General features: G+C 64.5%; 20 protein-coding genes and 1 pseudogene. 18 read left to right on the forward strand and 3 right to left on the reverse strand.

Features of this window, described 5'->3' with window-relative positions; all coding sequences use genetic code 11:
* Nucleotides 1–16 precede the first annotated feature (16 nt).
* The 8 genes from AC56QX_RS30850 (at nucleotide 17) to AC56QX_RS30885 (ending at nucleotide 9,079) form a co-directional block, all read left to right on the forward strand.
* Nucleotides 17–664, forward strand: a complete 648-nt coding sequence (locus AC56QX_RS30850) for a GNAT family N-acetyltransferase (protein ID WP_497112334.1) — start codon at nucleotides 17–19, stop codon at nucleotides 662–664.
* Entirely contained in the window at nucleotides 661–3,372 is a 2,712-nt protein-coding gene (locus tag AC56QX_RS30855; RefSeq protein WP_497112335.1) for a winged helix-turn-helix domain-containing protein, read from the forward strand. The genes AC56QX_RS30850 and AC56QX_RS30855 overlap by 4 nt, the downstream gene beginning before the upstream one ends.
* 84 nt (nucleotides 3,373–3,456) lie before the next feature.
* Nucleotides 3,457–4,578: a class II histone deacetylase gene (locus AC56QX_RS30860; RefSeq protein WP_497112336.1), complete on the forward strand. Its 1,122-nt coding sequence runs from the start codon at nucleotides 3,457–3,459 to the stop codon at nucleotides 4,576–4,578.
* Nucleotides 4,579–4,582: 4 nt separating this feature from the next.
* Nucleotides 4,583–5,440, forward strand: coding sequence for an urea ABC transporter permease subunit UrtB (gene urtB, locus AC56QX_RS30865; RefSeq protein WP_497112337.1), 858 nt, complete (start codon nucleotides 4,583–4,585; stop codon nucleotides 5,438–5,440).
* Nucleotides 5,437–6,423 carry a branched-chain amino acid ABC transporter permease gene (locus AC56QX_RS30870; protein ID WP_497112338.1) on the forward strand — a complete coding sequence of 329 codons (987 nt, stop codon included), beginning with the start codon at nucleotides 5,437–5,439 and terminating at the stop codon, nucleotides 6,421–6,423. Before urtB ends, AC56QX_RS30870 begins: the two co-directional genes overlap by 4 nt.
* Complete coding sequence (locus tag AC56QX_RS30875; protein WP_497112340.1) at nucleotides 6,420–7,124, forward strand: ATP-binding cassette domain-containing protein; 705 nt, start codon at nucleotides 6,420–6,422, stop codon at nucleotides 7,122–7,124. Before AC56QX_RS30870 ends, AC56QX_RS30875 begins: the two co-directional genes overlap by 4 nt.
* A gap of 2 nt (nucleotides 7,125–7,126) precedes the next feature.
* The gene (locus AC56QX_RS30880) at nucleotides 7,127–7,828 is read left to right on the forward strand and encodes an ABC transporter ATP-binding protein (protein WP_497112342.1); all 702 of its coding nucleotides are present in this window, start codon (nucleotides 7,127–7,129) and stop codon (nucleotides 7,826–7,828) included.
* An 81-nt stretch (nucleotides 7,829–7,909) separates the two neighbouring features.
* Complete coding sequence (locus AC56QX_RS30885; RefSeq protein WP_497112343.1) at nucleotides 7,910–9,079, forward strand: substrate-binding protein; 1,170 nt, start codon at nucleotides 7,910–7,912, stop codon at nucleotides 9,077–9,079.
* A gap of 44 nt (nucleotides 9,080–9,123) precedes the next feature.
* Here the strand turns inward: AC56QX_RS30885 and AC56QX_RS30890 are convergent, their stop codons facing one another.
* Both AC56QX_RS30890 and AC56QX_RS30895 read right to left on the reverse strand, forming a co-directional pair.
* The gene (locus tag AC56QX_RS30890) at nucleotides 9,124–10,770 is read right to left on the reverse strand and encodes an acetolactate synthase large subunit (protein ID WP_497112344.1); all 1,647 of its coding nucleotides are present in this window, start codon (nucleotides 10,768–10,770) and stop codon (nucleotides 9,124–9,126) included.
* 182 nt (nucleotides 10,771–10,952) lie between these two features.
* A pseudogene (locus AC56QX_RS30895) lies at nucleotides 10,953–11,855 on the reverse strand (LysR family transcriptional regulator).
* Between the two features lie 102 nt (nucleotides 11,856–11,957).
* Between AC56QX_RS30895 and AC56QX_RS30900 the strand changes: the two are divergent.
* The 3 genes from AC56QX_RS30900 (at nucleotide 11,958) to AC56QX_RS30910 (ending at nucleotide 14,512) form a co-directional block, all read left to right on the forward strand.
* Nucleotides 11,958–12,947, forward strand: a complete 990-nt coding sequence (locus AC56QX_RS30900; protein WP_497112345.1) for a zinc-dependent alcohol dehydrogenase family protein — start codon at nucleotides 11,958–11,960, stop codon at nucleotides 12,945–12,947.
* A 209-nt stretch (nucleotides 12,948–13,156) separates the two neighbouring features.
* The gene (locus tag AC56QX_RS30905; RefSeq protein WP_497112346.1) at nucleotides 13,157–13,456 is read left to right on the forward strand and encodes a TFIIB-type zinc ribbon-containing protein; all 300 of its coding nucleotides are present in this window, start codon (nucleotides 13,157–13,159) and stop codon (nucleotides 13,454–13,456) included.
* A gap of 75 nt (nucleotides 13,457–13,531) precedes the next feature.
* Nucleotides 13,532–14,512, forward strand: a complete 981-nt coding sequence (locus AC56QX_RS30910) for a Tim44 domain-containing protein (protein ID WP_497112347.1) — start codon at nucleotides 13,532–13,534, stop codon at nucleotides 14,510–14,512.
* A gap of 10 nt (nucleotides 14,513–14,522) precedes the next feature.
* Here the strand turns inward: AC56QX_RS30910 and AC56QX_RS30915 are convergent, their stop codons facing one another.
* The gene (locus AC56QX_RS30915) at nucleotides 14,523–15,620 is read right to left on the reverse strand and encodes a lactonase family protein (protein WP_497112349.1); all 1,098 of its coding nucleotides are present in this window, start codon (nucleotides 15,618–15,620) and stop codon (nucleotides 14,523–14,525) included.
* Between the two features lie 199 nt (nucleotides 15,621–15,819).
* On the opposite strand from AC56QX_RS30915, the gene AC56QX_RS30920 reads away from it, so the two are divergent.
* The 7 genes from AC56QX_RS30920 (at nucleotide 15,820) to AC56QX_RS30950 (ending at nucleotide 22,408) form a co-directional block, all read left to right on the forward strand.
* Nucleotides 15,820–16,371 carry a MaoC family dehydratase gene (locus AC56QX_RS30920; protein WP_497112350.1) on the forward strand — a complete coding sequence of 184 codons (552 nt, stop codon included), beginning with the start codon at nucleotides 15,820–15,822 and terminating at the stop codon, nucleotides 16,369–16,371.
* A 2-nt stretch (nucleotides 16,372–16,373) separates the two neighbouring features.
* Nucleotides 16,374–17,534 carry a CaiB/BaiF CoA transferase family protein gene (locus AC56QX_RS30925; protein ID WP_497112351.1) on the forward strand — a complete coding sequence of 387 codons (1,161 nt, stop codon included), beginning with the start codon at nucleotides 16,374–16,376 and terminating at the stop codon, nucleotides 17,532–17,534.
* A 14-nt stretch (nucleotides 17,535–17,548) separates the two neighbouring features.
* Nucleotides 17,549–18,694, forward strand: a complete 1,146-nt coding sequence (locus AC56QX_RS30930) for an extracellular solute-binding protein (RefSeq protein WP_497117978.1) — start codon at nucleotides 17,549–17,551, stop codon at nucleotides 18,692–18,694.
* A 24-nt stretch (nucleotides 18,695–18,718) separates the two neighbouring features.
* Nucleotides 18,719–19,906 carry an ABC transporter substrate-binding protein gene (locus AC56QX_RS30935; protein WP_497112352.1) on the forward strand — a complete coding sequence of 396 codons (1,188 nt, stop codon included), beginning with the start codon at nucleotides 18,719–18,721 and terminating at the stop codon, nucleotides 19,904–19,906.
* 66 nt (nucleotides 19,907–19,972) lie between these two features.
* Nucleotides 19,973–20,710 (forward strand): ATP-binding cassette domain-containing protein, encoded by a 738-nt coding sequence (locus tag AC56QX_RS30940; protein WP_497112353.1) that lies wholly within the window; start codon nucleotides 19,973–19,975, stop codon nucleotides 20,708–20,710.
* A complete protein-coding gene (locus tag AC56QX_RS30945; RefSeq protein ID WP_497112354.1) occupies nucleotides 20,703–21,461 on the forward strand; it encodes an ATP-binding cassette domain-containing protein in 759 nt (252 codons plus the stop codon). Before AC56QX_RS30940 ends, AC56QX_RS30945 begins: the two co-directional genes overlap by 8 nt.
* Nucleotides 21,458–22,408 carry an ABC transporter permease gene (locus tag AC56QX_RS30950; RefSeq protein ID WP_497112355.1) on the forward strand — a complete coding sequence of 317 codons (951 nt, stop codon included), beginning with the start codon at nucleotides 21,458–21,460 and terminating at the stop codon, nucleotides 22,406–22,408. Before AC56QX_RS30945 ends, AC56QX_RS30950 begins: the two co-directional genes overlap by 4 nt.
* The last annotated feature ends 1 nt before the right edge of the window (nucleotide 22,409 follow it).

Below are 22,409 nucleotides of genomic sequence, written 5' to 3' on the forward strand. Positions count from 1 at the left end.
CAGAGATCGAGGACAGATGCTGGTCACCGAAGGCGCATTGCCGGATGAAATCACCGATCTCTCGTCCGGTTATCGGCGCGTGCCGGCCGGCAAGATCGTCAATGCGGTGACCTGGATGGAAGCGCGCGCGCCGATGCCGGGTCTCGCCCAGCCGTTGGCAATGACCCGGATCACCAAGCCCGACAGTGCCGCCTACCGCGCGATCTTCCTCGACATCGGCGCTCCCTGGCTGTGGGATCGCGCCGCCGAAATGTCGGATGCTGAAGTCGCCGCACATTTCGCAGATGCGCGCCAGCATGTCTATTACGGCCATGATGAAAGCGGCGACCATGTCGGCATGGTCGAATTCTGCGTGGCCGACGACAACGAGATCGAGATCACCTATTTCGGCCTGTTCCCCTCCTTGCCCGGCCGCGGCCTTGGCAAGCGGCTGATGGCCGGCGCGCTTGATCAGGCATGGCGCCTCGGCCCCCGCCGCATCTGGCTGCACACCAGCAGTATCGATCATCACAGCGTCATCGGCTTCTACCGGGCTTGCGGGTTTGAACCCTATGCGGCCGGTTTCGAAATCACCGACGACCCCCGGGTCAAGGGAACCCTGCCGCGCGATGCGGCCCCGCAGATCCCGCTGATCGAAAGGGAATGGGTGCCCGGCGCAAGATGAAACCGTCTTCGCAACCCGCCAGCCAGGCATCGCCGCACCATCGCCGGTGGGTGCGGCGCGAGAGCATCCTGTCGAGGCTGGAGCGGCATGTCGACACGCGCATCGTTTTGTTCGCCGCACCCGCCGGCTTCGGCAAGTCGACGACGATGGCGCAGTGGGCGGCGGAAGTCGCGCGCCACGGCCGGTTGGCCGCATGGCTGTCCTGCGAAGCGATGGACAATGACGAAGGCGCCTTCCTATCGCATCTGGTGGGGGCGCTACGCCATCTCGTCCAGAACCCGGCAGAGCTCGACCTTGCCTTCCAGTCGAGCCCGATCCCGCAGCTCGATGTGGTGCTCGCGGCACTGGTAGCGGGTTTTGCGGCGCGTGATGCCGACATCACTTTGTTCTTCGACGACTACCACGCCATCGAAGCGCCTGCGGTGAAGCGCTTCATGGAGCGCCTGACCCGGCAAGCACCGGCCAACGTCGCCTTCGTCATCGGTTCACGCAACCTGCCTGACCTGCAGCTCGGCAAGCTCAGGGTGCTGGGCGACGTTTTCGAGATCGGTCCGGACGATCTGCGTTTTGCGTCTTCCGAGGCAGAGGCCTTCTTCAATGAAAAGCTGGGCCTCAGCGTCAGCAGCGGCACGGTGGAGACCTTGTGCTCGCGGACCGAGGGCTGGGCCGCCGGCCTGCAACTCGCGTCGCTGTCGCTCAGTGCCGCGCATGCTCCGGAAACCGTCATCGGCAATTTCACCGGCGCCAACCGCAACGTCGCCGACTTCCTGATGGGCGAAGTCTTCCTGGGGCTGCCGCCGACGCTGGCGAAATTCCTGCTCCACAGTTCGATCTTCGAGCGCTTCAGCGCCGAGGCGAGCCGGGCGGTGATGCGCGCCGCGGACGCAGAGGCTGATATCACCGAGATCGAGACCCGCAATCTGTTCCTCGTGCCGCTCGACGAGGAGCGGCGCTGGTTCCGCTATCATCATCTGTTCCACGACTTCCTCAGCCGCGAAATGGAACGGCGCGAACCGGAGATGATCGCACCGCTGCATCTGGCAGCAGCCGAATGGTTCGGCGAACGCAAGATGCTGACCGAGGCGATCGGGCATGCGCTCGCCGCCGGCGACCAGGCCCGCGCGGCGGTGTTCGTCGAGAACAACGCGCTCGAACTCATCGCCCAGTGCCAGCTGCTTTATGTGCGCCAGTTGCTGGCACTGCTGCCCCGGAAACTGGTCGACCAGCGCATCCGGCTGCAACTGGTCGTGCTGTGGCTGGCGGTGCACTCAAGCCAGCCCGAGATCGCCCAGCAGACGCTCGCCAATGCGCGCGAGCTGGTCGAGGCCGGGCCGGCCGACGGCAAGGATCCGGGCACGCTGACCGGCACGACGATCGAGGCCGAAATCGCTGTCCTCGATGCCGCCGTGCACAGCACGCTGGAGCAGTTCGAGGACGCGCGCGATACCGCACTGTCTGCCCTGCGCGTTATCGCGCCCGATGCCTGGTTCATGGAAGGCGCGACCGCCAATGTCATCGGTTACAATCTCTACGCGCTGGGCGACCTCGAGGGCGCCTGGGCGGCGGTGGACGCGGCGCGCAAGGCGCATGAGCGAAGCGGCAGCCTGCTCGGCGTCACCATCGCCAATTGCTACATGGCCGTCATCGAGCGATCGGCCGGCCGCCTGCCCGCCGCCGAAAAGCTGCTGCGCAACACCATCATCGAGGCCAGGACGCGGATCGGGGCGAATTCCTATGCCGAGGCACTCGCCGGAACGCTGCTGGCCGAACTCGCCTACGAAACCAACGCATCCGGCGAGGCGCTGACGCTGGTCGAGAATCTCGGGCCGCTGATCGAGGGCGCCGCGGTCATCGTCTATCCCCTGGCCAGCGTGCCGACCTATGCCCGCGTGCTGCAGCTGACCGGTCGCGGCGACGCCGCACTCGACATGCTGGAGCGCGTCTACCAGCGTGTGCGCGGCTCCGTCTACCGGCGCCTCGCTTCGGTGCTGGTGCATGATCGCATCCGGCTGCTCATCGACCAGAACCGCGTCGCCGAGGCACGCGCATTGCTGAGCGAGCATCGCCGCGAAAGCGCTGAAGCCGCCCCCACTGTCGCCAACGAATTCGAGTTCTTCGCCGAAGGCCGGCTGTTGACGGCGGAGAAATCCTACGCCGCCGCCGCCTCGCTTTTCGACACGCTGCTGGAGCGAACGAAGAGCAGCGGGCGCATGCGCCGCCACATACTGGCGTTGATCCTGCGCGCAAAGAATGCCGGCCATGACCAGCGCGAGGCCGATCGCCATCTTCTCGAAGCGCTGCGCCTTGCCCAGCCCTCCGGCTTCATCCGCTCCTTCGTCGACGAGGGCAGACCTGTTGTCGAAGGGCTGATGCGGCTGCGCGCGGCGCAGGCAAAGATCGACCCCACCCTATCGGCCTATGCGACGCGCATCATCGATGCCGCGCATACCATGCCTGTCGCGACGCGCAAGCCCGCCGCACCAGCCGAGAAGGAACAGTTGACCCAGCGCGAGACCGAACTGCTGCGCTGTCTGTCGGAAGGCCTATCCAACAGGGATATCGCGGTGGCGCTGTCGGTCAGCGAAACGACGGTGAAATGGCATTTGAAGAACATTTTCGGCAAGCTCTCGGTATCGAACCGCGTCCAGGCCGTGCGCGCCGCGCAGGCCGCCGCGAACCTCCGTTCCCCTCCGAAAGGAGGGGCATAGGCATCTGGCACAACCCCCTCTTTCGGGTCGGGCCATGGGATCGTTAGCCTGCTAGCCTCCTCTGGATTGCAGAGGACGCTGCTTATGGCGACAGGTTACGTTTTTCACGAACAGCTGATGTGGCATGACACCGGCTCCAGCGCCGACATGATGCCTCCCGGCCGTTTCGTGGAACCGGGCCGGCACCTGGAATCACCGGGGTCAAAGCGCCGGCTGAACAATCTGATCCAGGTCAGCGGCCTGGCTCGCCATCTGGTGCCGATCGTCGCCGAGCCGGTGACGGTCGCGGACCTGCTGCGTGTACACACGCAGCGCCATGTCGACGATATCAGGATGCTCAGCGAACGCGGTTCCGGTTTCGCCGGGCCGCAGGCGCCGATCGGGCTCAACAGTTTCGACATCGCGCTGTTGTCCGCCGGCACCACCTATGCGGCGATGCGCGCGGTGCTGACCGGCCGTGTCGACAACGCCTATGCGTTGGCCCGCCCGCCGGGGCATCATGCCGAGCCCGACCAGGCGATGGGCAACTGCCTGTTCTCCAACATCGGCGTCGCCGTGCGCCGGCTGCAGCATGAAGGCCTGCTCGGCCGCGCCGCGATCGTCGACTGGGACGTGCATCACGGCAACGGCACCGAGACGGTGTTTTATTCCGACCCGTCGGTGCTGACCATTTCCCTGCATCAGGACAATCTCTATCCAACCGGGCGCGGCGCGCTGGCTGACAATGGCAAGGGCGAAGGCGAAGGCTACAACATCAACATCCCGCTGCCGGCGGGCAGCGGCACCGGCGCTTATGAAGCGACCTTCGACCGCGTCGTCGCCCCGGCGTTGCGCGCCTTCAAGCCGGATCTCGTCATTGTCGCTTCCGGTTTCGATGCCTCGGGCTTCGACCCGCTCGGCCGCATGATGCTGAACAGCGAATGCTTCCGGCGGCTTGCCGCGCGCATGGTGGCGCTGGCTGCCGAGACGTCGAGCGGCCGCCTGATGATGAGCCATGAAGGCGGCTACTCCGAGGGCTATGTGCCGTTCTGCGGCCATGCCGTCATCGAGACGCTGGCCAACCATCGCACCGAAGTGGTCGACCCGCTGTCGGACCATATCGACGAGTGGGCCGGGCAGGACTTGCAGCCGCATCAGGCAGCGGTGATCGACGCCGCCGAGGGCGTGCTCGCCGGCCTACGCCAACGCCTCGCAAGTGCTGCCTGACGCGATGGATTTTCTGATCACCACGCTCCTCAATGCGCTGACGCTGATCAGTATCCTGATGCTGGTCGGGCTCGGGCTGGCGATCAGCTTCGGCCTGATGAACGTGACCAATCTGGCGCATGGCGAGTTCGTCACCGTCGGCGCCTTCGCGGTCTATTTCGTCCAGAGCATCGGAGGCTCGTTCTGGCTGGGGTTGGCCGCTGCACCCATCGCCGGCGCGGTGGTCGGCTGCATCCTGGAATTCGCCGTCATCCGCCACCTCTATTCGCGGCCGGTCTCGACGGTGCTTGCCACCTGGGGCGTCAGCCTGATCCTGCAGCAAGGGCTGGAGCTGACCTTCGGGCTCGGCGCCAAGCCGGTGACGCCACCGATCGAGGGCACGCTCGACCTGTTCTTCACCGTCTATCCGGCCTACCGGCTGATCCTGATCGCGATTGCCATGCTGACCCTGCTCGGCGTCATCCTGCTGATCAGCCGGACGTCGTTCGGGCTCGATATCCGCACCGTCATCCAGAACCGCGAAATGGCTGAAGGCGTCGGGATCAACACGCGGCGCACTTACGCCATCGCCTTCACCTTCGGCGCAGCCATCGCCGGGCTTGCCGGCGGGCTGGTCGCGCCGCTGGCGATCGTGCTGCCGCAGATGGGGGTGAATTACCTCGCCAACGCCTTCTTCGTCGTCATCGTCGGTGGCGTCGGCTCGATCGGCGGTCTCGTCGCCGGTAGTGTCTTCGTCGGCGGGCTGACCAGCGTGCTCAACTACCAGATCTCGCCTTCCCTGGCGCAGGCGATCGTGCTGCTCGCGGCGATCGTCGCCGTGCGGCTGCGACCCAACGGCCTGTTCAACGGAGCGTCGCGATGATCGCCCGTGACCGCAACTGGCTGCTGATCTTCGCCGTCTGCGTGGTGCTCGCGGTGCTCTATCCGCTCCTCGCCGACGGCTACCAGTTGACGGTGATCCGCGACGCGCTGATCTTCGGCCTGTTCGCGGCGAGCCTCGACTTCTTCTGGGGCCGCACCGGCATATTGTGTTTCGGCCACGCCGCCTTCTTCGGCATTGGCGGCTACATCATGGCGCTGGTCACGCTCAACGATGCCATTCCCTTCGGCAGTCTGCTCGGCATCATGGGCGCGGTGGCAGGAGCTGCCTTCGTCGCCGCCATCATCGGTTACTTCCTGTTCTTCGGCGGCATCCGCGGCAGCTATTTCACTATTGTGACGCTCGCCACGGGCGTCATCTGCCAGCAGGCCGCCGTCTCCTGGAGTTCGGTCACCGGCGGCGACAGCGGCCTGATCGGCATCCCGCCGATCGAATTCGATCTCGGCGGCACGCATGTCGATCTCAGCCAGGATCTGCCCTCCTACATCTTCGTCGCGGCCATCGTCGCGGTGGTCGTGCTGGCGCTGTGGTCGATCAGCCGTGGCCGCTGGGGCACGGTGCTGACCGCCATCCAGGACAATGAGGTCCGGGCGGCCGCGCTCGGCCACAACGCGCCGCTGCGGCTGCTCGTCACCTTCATCCTGTCCGCCGCGATCGCCGGGCTCGCTGGCGCGCTCTATGTCTGCATGGCCGGGCTGGTGGCGCCCGACCTCTCCGGACTGCTGCTGTCGACGGAGGTCATCGTCTGGGTGGCGGTCGGCGGGCGCGGCACGCTGCTCGGTCCGGTGCTGGGCGCCATCTTCATCCAGCGTGCGCAGCAGACGATCAGCAGCTTCAACCCGAGCCTGTGGCCGCTGCTGCTCGGCTGTGTCTTCGTCATCATCGTCTTCGTTCTGCCCGATGGCATTCTGTCGATCTACGCGCGGCTGAAGAGCCTGCTCAAAGGCAGGAGGCGCGCACAATGAGCGACGTCCTGCTCCAGGCCGAGAATGTCGGCATCCGCTTTGGCGGGCTGCAGGCGCTGGAAGGCTTGAACCTGACTGTGCGCGACAAGGAGCTCTGCTGCATCATTGGGCCGAACGGCGCCGGCAAGAGCACTTTCCTCAACGTATTAACCGGCACGCTGCGCCCGACCAGCGGCAGCGTGCGCTTCCTCGGCCATGACATTGCCGGCCTGCCGCTGCACCGCATCGCCCGGCTTGGCATTGCCCGCAAATTCCAGATTCCGTCGGTCTTCCCCAGTCTCTCGGTCGAGGACAATCTGAAGGTCGCACGATGGGGTGCGCCCTCGCCGGCGCGCCCTGTCGGCGAGTTGCTGGAACTGGTCGCGCTCGGCAATCGTGCCGAGACGTTAGCCGGGGAACTCGCGCACGGCCAGAAGCAATGGCTGGAGATCGGCATGGCCCTGGCGATCGAACCTCGGCTGCTGCTGCTCGACGAGCCGACCGCCGGCATGACGCCGCAGGAGACGCTGGCGACCGCCGAGATGCTGCTGCAGCTCAAGGGCGAGTTCTCGATCGTCGCCGTCGAACACGACATCCGTTTCGTGCGGGCGCTGAACTGCGAGACGCTGGTGCTGCATCAGGGGCGCCGGCTGCGCAGTGGTCCTTTCCATGACATCGAGACCGACGAGATGGTCCGCGATGTCTATCTGGGGAGGCGCTGACCATGCTGCGGACACTCGCGATCTCGGCCGGCTACGGCCTGCTCCCGGTGCTGAACGGCATCGACCTCAGCGTGGCACCGGGTGAAGTCGTCGGCCTGCTCGGCCGCAACGGCGCCGGCAAGACGACGCTGCTGCGCGTCATCGCCGGTGGCTTGAAGGTGAGCGGTGGTGCGGTCGTTCTCGGCGATCAGGACCTCACCAATGCGCCGGCCTTCCGGCGGGCGCGAGCTGGCATCGCGCACGTGCCGCAGGGGCGTGGCATCTTCAACCAGCTCACCGTGAAGCAGAACCTGGAAGTCGGCACCCGTGCCGCAAGGGATCGCAGCGACGGCGGCATTCCGGCTGACATCTTCGGCTATTTCCCGATCCTGCGCGAACGCGAAGCGCAAGTCGCCGGCACGCTTTCGGGCGGCCAGCAGCAGATGCTGGCTATCGGTCGCGCGCTCTGCGGCTTGCCGTCGGTACTGCTGCTCGACGAGCCCTCGGAAGGCATCCAGCCGAACATCGTGCAGTCGATCGCCGAGCTGGTGCCGCGCATCGCCCGCGAGCGCGGCATCGCGATCGTTCTGGTCGAACAGAATCTCGATCTCGTTCTCAAGGCGGCGGACCGCTGCCTGGTGATGGAGAAGGGCAGGATCGTGCACGAAGGCACGCCGGAGGCGTTCGCCGACGAGAGCCTGCTGAAGGATTTGTTGGCCCTATAGAGCGCGTCTGAAGCGCGCCTGGGACCTCTTGGCTTTGTAAGGCGTGCATGGGGCGCGCCTGGACTGGAAGGGAACATAACAATGATAAGCAGAAGAACGATCCTCAAATCCGGCGGCGCTGCCGCCGCCTTCGCCATGGTCGGCGCGCCGTCGATCCTGCGCGCCGCCGATACCGTCAAGGTCGGCTTGTCGATCCCGATCACCGGGTTGCAGGCGATCCTCGGCGAGACGCTGCTCAATTGCTACAAGCTCGCCGCTGCCGAGCTCAACGCCGCCAACGGCATTGGCGGCCGCCAGGTGGAGCTGTTCATCGAGGACAACCAGACCACGACCAAGGGCGCCATCGACAAGGCGCGAAAACTCCTCAACGAAGACAAGGTCGACGTGGTCATGGGCACGATCATTTCGCCCGAGCGCAGCGCCACGCTGTCGGTGACCTCGAAGGCCAAGAAGCTGTTCTTCTATCCGACCAATTTCGAGGGCGGCGAATGCAACCGCTACTTCGTCGCCACCGGCCCTATCCCGATGCAGCAGGTCGACCCGATGATGCCGTGGGTGGCGGAAAATCTCGGCAAGACGATCTATGTCATGGCCTCGGATTATGCCTGGCCGCAGAAGATGACCGAGGCGATCACGGCCGCCTACGAAAAGGCCGGCGGCAAGATCATCGGCGCCGACTACTATCCGTTCGGCACCACGGATTTCGGTCCGGCCTTCCAGAAGATCAAGTCGCTGAAACCCGATGTCGTCTGGTCGATGGTGGTCGGCAACGACGCCGTTACCCAGCTCAAGCAGTATCGCAGCTTCGACATCAAGCAGCCGCTGATCGCGCCGCTTGACGAGGTCTTCAACAAGGACGCGCTGCCGCCCGGCGTGGCCGCCGGCACTTACGCGCCGCAGCCTTATTGGATGGCGCTCGACAATCCGGTCAACAAGAAGTTCATCGCGAGCTTCCGCGAGAAATTCGGCCAGGAAAAGATGGTCAACGGCATCGGCGAGGCCGGCTATAACGGCCTGCATCTCTACGCGCTGGCCGCCGAGAAGGCCGGATCGCTGAAAGATGACGATGTGCTCAAGGCGTTGCCGACGATCGAGTTCGACGCGCCGCAAGGCAAGATCCGCGTCGATGCCTCAAACAACCACACGCTCTGCCATTCCTATGTCGGCAAGGCGGCGGCAGACGGCATCGGCTATGAGATCGTCAAGGATTTCGGCACCATCGCGCCGGTCACGCCTTACTGCAAGGTATAGGGTCTTACACCCAAGCGATCCTGACGGCGGCTTTGCCGCTGCCGTCAGGGCGTCTGCGGCGCCGGCAATCGCTCGCGCAGTTCGTCGACAAGCACCCTGGTGTTTTCGGAATAGTCGATGGGCACGACGACGAGATGCACGCCGCCACCGGCAAAAGCCTGTTCCAGCGCCGGACGCAAGTCGGCGATCTCTGCAACCCTGGTCCCCTTGGCGCCATAGGCTTCGGCGTATTTGACGAAGTCGGGGTTGCCGAAGGTCATGCCGAAATCCGGGAACTCATCGACCGCCTGCTTCCAACGGATCATGCCATAAGCGTGGTCTTCGAGCAGCAGGACGACGAGGTTGAGCTTGAGCCTGACGGCGGTTTCCAGTTCCTGGCTGTTCATCATGAAGCCGCCATCGCCGCAAATGGCCATGACACGGCGCTGGGGATAGAGCAGTGCCGCCATCATCGCCGATGGCAGGCCGGCGCCCATGGTGGCCAGCGCATTGTCGAGCAGCAGTGTGTTTGCCATGCGCGTGCGATAGTTGCGCGCGAACCAGATCTTGTACATGCCGTTGTCGAGGGCGAGGATGCCGTCCGCCGGCATCACGGCGCGCACGTCATGCACGATGCGCTGCGGCGTGAAACGGTCTTCGGTGGCGCGCGCTGCGATCCGACTCAAAATGCCTTCCCTGAGCGGCAGCAGGGCCTGCGCATTGGGAATCTTGCCCTCGATGCGGTCGGCCAGTAGCGCCAGCGAAGGGCCGAGGTCGCCGACGATTTCGGCTTGCGGGAAATAGACCTGCTCGACATCGGCCGTTTGATAGCCGACGTGAATAACCTTCGGCCCCCTCGCCCCCATGATGAAGGGCGGCTTCTCGACTGTGTCGTGACCGATGGTGATGATCAGGTCGGCCTGCTCGATGGCCTCGTGCACATAGTCGCGCTCCGAAAGGGCTGCCGTTCCCATATAGAGCTCGGTGCCGCCGGGCACAGTGCCCTTGCCCATCTGCGTGGTGAAATAGGGAATTTGCGTGCGCAGCACGAACTGGGCGACATCGGGGGTCACGCGCGGCCGTGACGCCGCCGCGCCGAACATCAACAGCGGACGTTTGGCTTCCATGAGCATACGGGCGGCGCGATCGAGCGCGCCCGGGCTCGCCAGCGGCAGTTCGACCGGGTGCGTCGGCACCAGTGCGATCGGCTCGCACTCCGCCGCAGCAATGTCTTCCGGCAGTTCCAGATGCACGGGGCCGGGACGCTCTTCCTGGGCGACGCGAAACGCTTCACGCACCAGCGAGGGGATCATCGTCGGCGAGACGATCTGGCGCGACAGCTTGGTCAGTGGCTTCATCGCCGCGACGATGTCGACGATCTGGAAGCGCGCCTGCCGCGACGACAGGATGCCTTTCTGACCGGTGATCATGATCATCGGCATCGCGCCGAGCAGCGCATAGGCCGAGCCGGTCGTCAGATTGAGCGCGCCGGGGCCAAGCGTGGTGATGCACACACCTGCCTTGCCGGTGAGCCGGCCATAGGTGGCGGCCATGAAGGCCGCCGCCTGTTCATGGCGGGTCAAGATCAGCTGGATCGACGAGCGGCGGATCGATTCGACGATGTCGAGATTTTCCTCGCCCGGAATGCCGAAAATCCGCTCGACCCCTTCGTTCTCGAGGGCCGCGACGAACAGATCCGAACCTTTGGTCATGAACCGCCTCTCCTGCAATACGCACATTCCGTCAGCCACCTTCATATGGCAGGGAAGGCCACGCCGCAAAGAGGTTGTCTTCGACCGCGGGTCAAAGGCGCGTGTTGCAATCCGCTGCCTTGGGCGAGGCAAAGGCTGTGCCGGCCCGGACCATTGGCTGGTGGGCGCCGCGCGTGCAGTGATCACGCCATCAATTTCGGCAAGGCGGCCGCCAGCGCATCGACGGCAAGCCGCACCTTGAGCGGCAGATGCGGCGTTTGCAGCCAAAGGGTGTGGCAGTCGTAGGGATAGCGCGGCTGATCCGGCAACAGCGTCACCAGCGCGCCGGCTCGAATGCGCTCGCGAACCAGCCACCAGGGCAGCCACGCCAGCCCCATGCCGTCGACCGCCGCGTCGGCGATGGCATCGAGATCGTCGAGCCGCAGCCGGCCGCTGGGCATGATCTCCTGTGTGGGTTGTCCTTCGCGCGGGAAGAGCCACGGCTGAACCACCTGACCGAGCCGGCGATAGACGATTGCACTGGTGATCGGCGAGGTCTTCGATCCGCCGCGGTTCGCCATGAATTCTGAGATAGGAGGGCGCGGCACAGACAACCATGTCCTGGCGCGCAACGCGGCGCGCGATCACGCCGGCCTTGTCGATGAGAGCGCCGGTCCGGATGGCGAGGTCAAAGCCATCCTCGGCGAGATCGGCGAAGCGGTCGCTGAGCGACAAATCGAGTTCCAGCATCGGATTTTGCCGCGCCAGTTGCAGCAGCACGGGGGTGACGCAGTGGCGGCCAAAATGCGCCGGCATGGTGACGCGCAGTTTGCCGCGCGGTTCGGAAAACTGGTCGGCGGCGAGCGCATCGGCGGCTTCGGCCTCGGCCAGCACGACGCGGCAGCGTTCATAATAGGCGCGGCGGAAATCGGTCAGGCTCTGGCGGCGCGTGGTGCGGTTGATGAGGCGCACGCCGAGCCGCTCCTCGAGAAAGCGGACATGTTTTCCAACCATCGGTCCGGAGAGATCGAGCCGACCGCCGCGGCGGCGAACGAGCCCAGGTCGACCGCCCTGATGAACACCGCCATGCTCTCGAGCCGATCCATATTCGGAACTCATGGTTTCTACTGCTTTATCTGAACAGCCATTTATCCCTGATATCCTCGGCTGCATAGGTCATTCGGTTCAAATGATTTGGAGTATCCCGAATGACCCGTATTGTCCGCTTCCACCAGCATGGTGGTCCCGAGGTTCTGCGCATCGAGGATGCCGACCTTCCCCCACCGGGTTCGGGCCAGGTTCAGATCCGCGTCAAGGCGCTCGGCCTCAATCGCGCCGAGGCGCTGCTGCGCGCCGGCACCTATATCGAGATACCCACCCTGCCCTCCGGGCTTGGCCTGGAGGCGGCGGGCGTTGTCGAGGCGGTGGGCGACGGCGTGAAGGATTTCGCACCGGGCGATGCCGTCAGTATCATCCCGCCGCATCCTATGGTTCGCTGGCCGGCTTACGGCGAATTGGTCACCTATCCCGCCGGGCTCATCGTCAAGCATCCGCCATCGCTCGACTGGCAGACGGCGGCAGCCATCTGGATGCAATATCTCACCGCCTACGGCGCGCTGATCGACATCGCCAAACTGAGAAGTGGAGATGCCGTCGTCATCACGGCGGCCTCAAGCAGCGTCGGGCTTGCGGCGATCCAGATCGCCAACAGCATCGGCGCGACAGCGATCGCGGTGACGCGGACAGCGGCGAAGAAGCAGGCCCTGCTCGACGCCGGAGCGGCACATGTCGTGGCCTCAGCCGAAGAGGATCTGGCGGCGCGGCTGAACGAGATCGCCGGATCGCAAGGTGCGCGAGTCGTGCTCGATGCCGTCGGCGGTCCGATCTTCGAGCCGCTGACGGCCGCGATGTCCCGAGGCGGCATTCTGATCGAATATGGCGGCCTCAGCAGCGAGCCGACGCCGTTCCCCTTGCCTGCTGTGTTGGGCAAGACGCTGACGCTGCGTGGCTACCTCGTCCACGAGATCACCGGCGATCCGGCGAAGCTGGAGGCCGCCAAGGCGTTCATCCTCGAAGGCCTGGAGACGGGCACGTTGAGGCCAATCATCGACCGGAGTTTTGCCTTCGACCAGATCGTCGAGGCGCACCGCTATCTCGAATCGAACGAGCAGTTCGGCAAGATCGTGGTGACGATCTGAGATCGTGGTGACGATCTGAGCAACGGCGAACAAATCATCCTTGCCGGCACTATCGCTCTTGAAGGCGCGGCTCCGCATTCCTAACTGTCTGGTGCGGGCCGGGCCCCTCTGACGATCGCTTCTGTGATTGTGATGTCGGACCGCTTTAACGGGCCCGTTTCCATCCTTTTCGGTCAAGCGGGCTCATTCCTTTCGGTTTGGAGCCCCGTATGACGACTTCCCTCCTTGGCCTGGTTTGCCCCTCCTGCCGCGTCGCGCTCACAATGAGCGAACGCCAGGGTATCGAGATCGATTACTGTCCGCAGTGCCGCGGCGTCTGGCTTGATCGAGGCGAACTCGACAAGATCATCGAGCGTTCCGGCAGGGAGGCTTCGCCCGCGCCGCAGCCGCAGCCAGCAGCCTTCTCTCAGCCGCAGCACGGCCAGCGCCGCGATGACGATTATTCCCACTCGCAGGGCCACCGCTATCCGAAGCGGAAGAAATCGTTCTTCGAAGAATTGTTCGATTGACCGCATGACGCCGCCCGGTCGCGGGTCGACGTTTGCTGAAAATTCTAAAACCACATCGATAAAGGTTCATCTCCGATGATGTCTCGCACCAGCCGATTTGCCACCCTCTTTGCAGGACTGTTTCTCGCGTTCTCCATGGTCGCGATCGATCATGCCGAGGCTCGGCGCGGCGGCAGCTTCGGCAGTCGCGGCACGCGCACGTTCCAGTCGGCGCCGCCGACCCGGACCGCGCCGGCGCCAACCGCTCCGGTCGAGCGTTCGATGACGCCCAACACCGGCGTGAACTCTGCCGCCCGGCAGCCGCAGGTGCAGAGGCCCGGCTTCATGAGCGGCTTTGGTGGAACGATGATGCGCGGCCTGCTGATCGGTGGCCTGATCGGCCTGCTGCTGGGCCAAGGCTTTGGCGGCCTGGCCGGCATGTTTGGTTTCCTGCTTCAGGCCCTGCTCATCGGTGGCGCGATCATGCTGGCCATCCGCTTCTTCCGTTCGCAATCGGCGCGAGGCCCTGCGCCTGCGCTCGCTGGTGCCGGCAATGCCCAGGCGTCGATATTTGAGAACCGCGCTGCGGCACCGCAGCAGACCGCTGGCTCCTTTGCAATTCCCGGTTTTGGCGGCGGTTCGGGCGGAGGCTCGCCGGCCACCGGTTCCGAGGAGATCACGTTGGCCCAGACCGATCTCGATGCGTTCCAGCAGTTGTTGACCGATGTCCAGGAAGCATTCGGGCGCGAAGACCATGCCGCGCTCCGCCGCGCGACGACGCCCGAAATGGTGTCCTATCTCTCAGAAGAGCTGGCCGACAACGCCCAGAAGGGTCTCAGGAACGAGGTGTCCGATATCAGCTTGCTGCAGGCCGACGTCGCGGAAAGCTGGCGCGAGGATGACCGCGACTACGCCACGGCCGCATTGCGCTACGAATCTCGTGACGTGATGCGCGAACGGGCCACCAACAAGGTCGTCGAAGGCGACGAGGATCACCCGACGGAGACGACCGAGCTGTGGACATTCATGCGTGAGAACGGCTCCAACTGGAGGCTCTCGGCCATACAACAGGCCTGAGCCCCGGCGTTCAGCGCACGATCCTGACGCACATCGGCGTGCCGATCTCGATGGTGTTTCCGGTGTCCGTTAGCATGCCGTTGTCGGCTTCGCGCGCGAAGATCGAGATGCGGTCGGCATTCTGGTTGGCGGAAAACAGATGACCGCCCGACGGCGTCAGCGCCAGATTGCGCGGCGTCGCACCGCCGCATGGGACATAGCCAACGAGGCCCAGCGAGCCGGTCTGCTGGTCGACGGTCATGATGACGACGCTGTCATGGCCGCGGTTGGAGCCGTAGATGAAACGGCCATCCGACGAGATCTGGATGTCGGCGCAATGATTGCTGTCGCGCGCCTCGGCCGGCACCGCCGGCTTGGCGTCGATGATCGACAGCTTGCCTGAGGTCTCGTCCAGTGCCAATGACACGACGGTCGAATCCAGCTCGTTCATGACAAAGACGAAGCGCCCGTTCGGATGCAGCGCGAGATGGCGCGGACCCGCGCCCGGCGTCAGTGCGGACTCGGCAAGCTTCGTCAGTTTGCCATCCCGCTCGATACGGTAGGACGCCAGCCGGTCGATGCCGAGATCGGCGACGATGGCCGTTCCGCCGGCAATGGTTTCGGTGACGCTGTGCGCATGCGAGCGTTCCTGCCGCGCCGCATTCGGGCCGCTGCCCTTGTGCGAAACACTGGCCAGCGGCGCCGTCAAGGCGCCATCCCTGTCGAAGCCATAGACCGCGACGGCGCGGTCCGGGCCGCCCTCGCCCATGCCGTAATTGGCGACCAGCAGTTTCGTGCCGTCGCGGGTGATGGTGTTGTGGGCGGTGATGCTGCCAAGTGATGGCTGCTTGTTCAAATAAGTAAGCGTGCCGGAGCCCCGATCGAAGCCGTAGGCCGAGACTGTGCCCTCGCGCCAAGTGAAGACTTCCGAATTGGCATAGATGCGCGAACCGTCCGGTGTCACCGACAGGAAGGTCGGGTTGTCGACGTCATTTGTCTCGGCCAGTTTTCGGGTTTCCAGCGTTTCCTCGTCAAAGCTGTAGATGCTGAGACCAACGCCGCGCGCGCCCTGAAAATAAGGCGCCTCCCGGTTCAGGCTGCCGACAAACACCAGACTATCCCTGCTCATCTTTTCCTCCCCTGCCCGCCTGCGCCCAAGGGCTGCGGATTGGCCAAAATTTCGCCTGTCCTCGCTTGCAACGCAACCCCATATGTGAAAATACTATTTACAAAAGAAGATTGACGGGAGGAGACGTCGTGCAATCAGGCGCCTTGACGCGCGTTCTAACGGCTGCCCGGACCCTTCCGCGAGAGCGACAGAGCCAGCCATGAACGACTTCGCCCCCACTGTCGGCATTGCTTCGACGTATCCCAAGAACATGCCAGCCGATCACGCCGCGCTGCCGGTGTGGAATGCCGAGAACTGGTTCTATGAGGACTGGCCGGTCGGCCAGAAAATCCGCTCGTTGCGGCGCACAATGGCGGAAGGCGACAGCCACCTGTTCAACACGCTGGTGCTCGACATCCACCCTTACGTGCAGGACCAGATGTTTGCCGAGAGCGAAGGCATTTTCGGCAAGCGGCTGATCGCCGGCGCTTTCGTCTTTTCGGCGGGTTTGGGGCTGGTCGCCACCAACTGCGTCAACGCCTTTTCCTATGGCTACGACAAGCTCCGCTTCATAAAACCTGTCTTCATTGGCGACACGATCTATTCGATCCGCTCCAACCTCGACAAGAAGCCCCGCTACAAGGAAATGGGGCTGATCCGCGCCAGCTACGAAGTGTTCAAGGGCGAAGGCGAGCTCGTCCTCTATTGCGAGCATCTGCAGACGGTGAAGTACCGCAACCCGGCCGATTTCGTCGGCAAGACGGAGAAATAGAGATGCCGGCGCCAGCCGAATTGCCGCTTGCCGGTCTTGTCGTCGTCGACATGAGCCAGTTCCTGTCCGGGCCTTACTGCTCGCTCCGGCTGCTCGATCTCGGCGCCCGTGTCATCAAGATCGAGCGCCCGGATGGCGGCGACCTGTCGCGTCGGCTCTATCTCAGCGACACGGAGATCGGCGGCGATTCCACCATCTTCCACGCCATCAACCGCGCCAAGGAAAGTTTTGCCATCGACCTCAAGAACGAGGCCGATCTCAAGGCGCTGCGCGGCTTGCTGGTCAAGGCTGACGTGCTGATTCAGAATTTCCGCCCAGGCGTCATCGAGCGGCTCGGCTTGGACTACGAGGCCGTGCGCAAAATCAACCCGCGGCTCGTCTATGCCTCGATCAGCGGTTATGGCGAAGAAGGCCCGTGGGTCAAACGGCCCGGCCAGGACCTGCTGGCGCAGTCACGCTCCGGCGTGATGTGGCTGAATGGCGATGAGGACCAGGGGCCGGTGCCGTTCGGGCTTGCCATTGGCGACATGCTGGCGGGCGCGGCCTGCGCGCAAGGCATCCTGGCGGCGCTCGTCCGGCGCGGCATCACCGGTCAGGGCAGCCATATCGAGACCAGCCTGCTGGAAGCGCTGGTCGATTTCCAGTTCGAGGTGCTGACGACGCATCTCAATGATGGCCGCCGCTTGCCCAAGCGCTCCAATTTCCGCAGCGCGCATGCCTATCTGTCGGCGCCCTATGGCGTCTATCCGGCCAAGGACGGCTATCTCGCCATTGCCATGACACCGATCCCGAAACTCGCCGACCTGCTGTCGCTGAGCGAGCTGGCGCCCTATCGCGACAAACCGGCATCCTGGTTCACCGCGCGCGACGACATCAAGGCGATCATCGCGCAGAGGATCGCCACCAAAACCATCGACGAGTGGCTGGCCATACTGGAGCCCGCCGACATCTGGTGCGCCAAGGTGCTGACCTGGCCGGAAATGCTGGCCAGCGAAGGTTTTCAGTCGCTCGACATGCTGCAGACGGTGACGCGCGAGGATGATGTCTCGATCCTCACCACAAGTTCGCCGCTTCGGGTCGATGGCATCAGGGCCAAGGTCGATCGCGCGGCACCGCGCATCGGCGAGCACAGTGCCGCAATCCGCGCGGAGTTCGGCCTGTGACCACGCTCAAAGGCATGACCTGGAGCCATCCGCGCGGCTACGATCCGATGGTCGCCTGTTCGGCGCTGTGGGAGCAAAAAACCGGCGTCGCCATCGAATGGGACAAGCGATCGCTGCAGGATTTTGAGTCCTTCCCGGTCGAGGAGCTGGCGCGCGCCTATGACCTCATCGTCATCGACCATCCGCATGTCGGCCAGATCACGGCGGAGCGTTGCCTCGCGCCGCTGGATGTCCCTGGCCGCGAGGTGGAACGCGCTGCACTTGCCACAGGCAGTGTCGGCCAGTCCTATCCGAGCTACAACTGGCAGGGACGGCAATGGGGCTTCCCGATCGATGCGGCCAGCCAGGTCCAGGCCTGGCGGCCGGACGTGCTCGATGCGCCGCCGGCGCGCTGGAGCGACGTGCTCGATCTCGCCCGGCAAGGCCGCGTGCTGCTGCCGCTGCGGCCGCCTCATGTGCTGATGGTGTTCTACACGCTGGCCGGCAATCTTGGTCATCCCTGCGCCACCGATCCGTCCCGTGATCTCATCGATATCGAGACCGGCAGCCAGGTCTTCGAAGCGATGCGCGAGATCGCCGCCCTGGTCGAGCCGGCCTGTTTCGAGATGGATCCGATCGCCGTTTCGGAACGGATGGCGGCGGCTGATTCCAAGATTATCTGCGCACCGCTGATCTATGGCTACGTCTCCTATGCGATATCAGGGTTTCGCGCGCACCGGCTGGCCTTCGCCGACATCCCGGCCGTCGGCTCCAGCGGCCCAATCGGCTCGGCGCTCGGCGGCACAGGCATAGCGGTGTCGGCTTTTTCGCAGGCAAAAGATGCCGCGATCGACTTTGCCTATTGGGTCGCCAGCGTCGACGTGCAGCGCGGCGCCTATGCCGCTGCCGGCGGACAGCCTGGCCATGCGGCGGCCTGGGAGGATCAGACGGTCAACGCCGCGACCGGCAATTTCTATCGCGATACGCGCACGACGCTGGAGGGCGCATGGGTGCGGCCGCGCTATGACGGCTACATGGCGTTCCAGCAGGTGGCGTCCGAGCGCATCCTTTCCGGCATGACCTCCCGGCACAGAGCCGCCCAGGTCGTTGCCGATCTCAATCGCCTGTTCCGGGAGAGTGCCCCTGCACAGGTGTCCGGCGCTGCCGGTGGAGGAGCCTGAACGAAACCGAACGGAGGAGAGACAATGAAAAACGTGATGCGCGGCCTTTTGGCCGCAACCGCCTTTGTATCCATCACAACAATTGCCTATGCCCAGGACGTGCAAGGCGTCATCGGCGGACTGCCGACCGAACTCAAGGCGCAGTATGACGGCGCGCCGCAGAAGGTGTTGCCTTCTGCCTGGGACAATTTCACCCCGCCTCCGAAGCCGTGGAAATGGTGCCACTCGGAATCCTACCAGGGTAACCCCTGGCGCGTGACGGTCACCAAGGAGTTGAAGCGTCTGGTCGACGGGCTGATCGCCGACGGCACGGTGTCCAGCTTCGAAGTCTCCGACTCCAACAACGACGCCAGCCAGCAGATCAACCAGATCCGCGCCTTCATCGACAAGAAGTGCTCGATCATCACCTCGATCCCGGGCTCGGCGACGGCGCTCGACGATGCCATCGATGCCGCTGCCAAAGCCGGCATTCCGTTCATCACCGCCGCCGGTTCGGTGACCAGCCCGAACGCGATCAATGTCGATTCCAACTATGCGCGCTGGGGCTATGACATGATGACGGCAATCGGCAAGGCGCAGCCGGACGGCGCCAGCATCCTGCTGGTCGAAGGCATTGCCGGCCATCCGATCGTGGTGCAGGAACGCCAGGGTGCCGACAAAGCGTTGGCCGAGAATCCCAAGCTGAAGATCTCGCGCAACGTCAACGGCAACTGGACGGCAAACGTCACCAAGACCGTCGTGCTGCAGGCGATCGCCACCAATCCGGCGCCGATCGATGCGGTTTGGACGACCGGCAGCGAAAGCCGCGTCGTTGCCGAAGCCTTCGCCGAAGCCGGCCGTCCGGCGCCGCTGATCACTGGTTCGATCACCGGCGACGCGCTCGGCTATTGGAAGGCAAACCCCGACAAGTACCGTTTCGAAGGCCATGCCGTGTTGCCGCACTGGACCGCCGAGACGCTGTTTCGTGTCGGCGAGCGCATGCTCGACGGCCAGAAGCCGAAGCTGAACACGCTGCTGATCCCGATCCCGCCTGTGCACAGTGCCGATCTCGGCCAATGGTACAAGGACTGCATGACGACGGATGCCGTCTCGATCTTCCCGATCCCACCAAAAGATCCGATGCCGGAGGAATGGCTCGACGCCTATTTCTCGAACCCGGCGCCGACCAAGGGCTGGGATTATTCCAAAGTGCCAGACGCCTGCGCGAAGTGACACCATCGACAGACCCAGAAAGCCGGCTCCTTTCGCGGAGCCGGCTTGCCAGCTTCGAAACACGGCATGCTTGAAATCAGAAACATATCCAAACGCTATGGCGAGACCGTCGCGCTCGCGGACGCTTCGATCGCGTTCCGGGCCGGAACCATCCACACCATCCTGGGTGAAAACGGTTCGGGCAAGAGCACGATGGTCAAGCTCTTGTCCGGCATCGTCCAGCCGGACAGTGGTGCGATCCTGCTGCAGGGCAAGCCGTTTTCGGGGACCAATCCTTCGACTTTCCAGGCGCAAGGTTTCGCCACGGTGTTCCAGGAAGTGCTGATCGCACCGGACCGTAGCGTGACGGACAACATCCTGCTCGGTCTCGATGGGCTGCTCCGGCGTGCCGTTCCGCGCAACGAGCGCCGCGACTGGGCGGCAGCCGCACTGAAGCGCTTCGCCGTGACTAACGTTCCGCTCGACACGCCCGCCGGCCTGTTGCCTCTGGCCGCGCAGCAACTGGTGGTTCTCGCTCGTGCGGTCGTGCGCAACCCAAAAATCCTGATCCTCGACGAGGTCACCGCTGCGCTCGACTTCGCCGATCGCGAATCCGTCTTTTCGCTGATGCGCGCGCTGGCCGGCGAAGGTTGCCTCATCCTGTTCATCACGCATCGCATGGACGAAGTGATGTCGCTGTCGGATCGCATCTCGATCCTGCGTGGCGGCAGCGTGCTGCGCACCGAGGAGCGCGGCGCCTCGACACCGGCGGAACTTCTCAAGGCCATGGCGCCACGCACTGCAGCGGAGCTGGCGCATGGCTGATCACAACACCCCCGATTTTCGCGGCCTCGCCATTCGCGATATCGTCATCGCGCACGGCGCCAGCGCAATCACGCAAGCGATCGCTCCCGGCGAGATCGTTGGCCTTGCCGGCCTTGATGGCCACGGCCAGGAACTGTTCCTCAAGATGCTCGCCGGCCTGGCGCCGCCGCTTGGCGGCTCGATCGAGCTCGGTACGCCGGGCGCATCCCGCAAGATCACCGGGTTCCGCAAAGCCGTCGCCAGCGGCATCGCCTATTTGCCGCGCGACCGGCGTGCGAACGGCATTTTCCCGACGCAGTCGGTGCTCGACAATTTCGCCATTTCGACCTTATCGCGCGACACCCGTCTCGGCCTGATCAGCCCGGCGGCACGCAAGGCCCGCTACGACATCTATCGCGAGAAACTGTCGATCGTGGCGCCCCAGCCGGATGCGCCGATCACCACCTTGTCCGGCGGCAATCAGCAGAAAGTCTTGCTGGCGCGGGCACTGGCGCTGGAGCCCGCCATCCTGCTGCTCAACGACCCGACGCGCGGCGTCGACGTGGCGACGCGGCATGTTCTCTACGACGTCTTTCGCGGGTTGGCCGCCGACGGCATGGGGCTGGTCATCCTGTCCAGCGAGATCGAGGAGATTCTTCTGCTATGCCATCGCGTGCTGGTGTTCCGGGAAAACGAGGTCGCTGCGGAAATCTCCGGTGAAGCGATGACCACCGACAGCGTGATCTCTGCCATGTTCGGACGCGCGGCATGAGCCCTCTCACGCGCCTCCTATCGCTTGGACGAAGCGTCGGTTTCGCCGTCGTGCTGCTGGTCGTCCTGCTTGCGGTCAATCTCATTCTCAGCCCGGGACGATTCCAGCCGGGATCATGGGGGGCCCTGGTCGGACTGGCCGCGCCTTTGATCGGCGCTGCCATCGCCTCGACGCCGGTGATCCTCGCCGGCCGTGGCTGCATCGACATCTCGGTCGGGCCGCTGATGGGCTTCGTCAACGCCATGGTGATCCAGGTGCTGTTCCTCAGGGCCGGCATCTCCTCGCCGCTGCTGCTCGTTCCTGCAGCCCTGCTCGTCGGCGCGCTGGTCGGCGCGGCGAACGGCTTTCTGGCGACGATCGTGCGCATCCAGCCGATCGTTGCCACGCTCGGCACCTATCTGATCCTCACCGGCGTCACGCTGACGATCCTGCCGGCGCCGATCGGCCCGGCGCCAGCCTGGCTCAAGGCCTTGGCTGGTCCTTGGTCGATGCTGCCGCTGCTGTTGATGTTCCTTGCCTGGTGGCTGGTGCAGCGCCTTCCCTATTATGACCAGTTGATGGCGGTCGGCAGCGACGACCGCGCCGCCTACACCGCCGGCGTCGATGTCACACGCGTACGCTTCATCGCCTATGTCATGACCGGCATCCTTGGCGGATGCGCGGGGCTGATGCTGACGGCGCTGATCGGTTCGGCGGATCCCAATATCGGGCCAACCTACACGCTGATCGCGATTGCCGCCGTAGCGCTTGGCGGCGTCAGCCTGGCCGGCGGGCGTGGCGGTGTCGCCGGTGCTGCCATCGGCGCCATCGACATCTTCCTGCTGCAGAGCGTGCTGACGACGTTCAACGTCTCGACCTTCGTCCTGCAGATCGCCTATGGCGCCATATTGGTGCTGGCGGTGATGCTGACCGCGCTGCAGGAACGTCTTGCCACGAGGGGGCGCTGAC

This window comes from Mesorhizobium sp. RCAM 06353, from assembly GCF_059683585.1.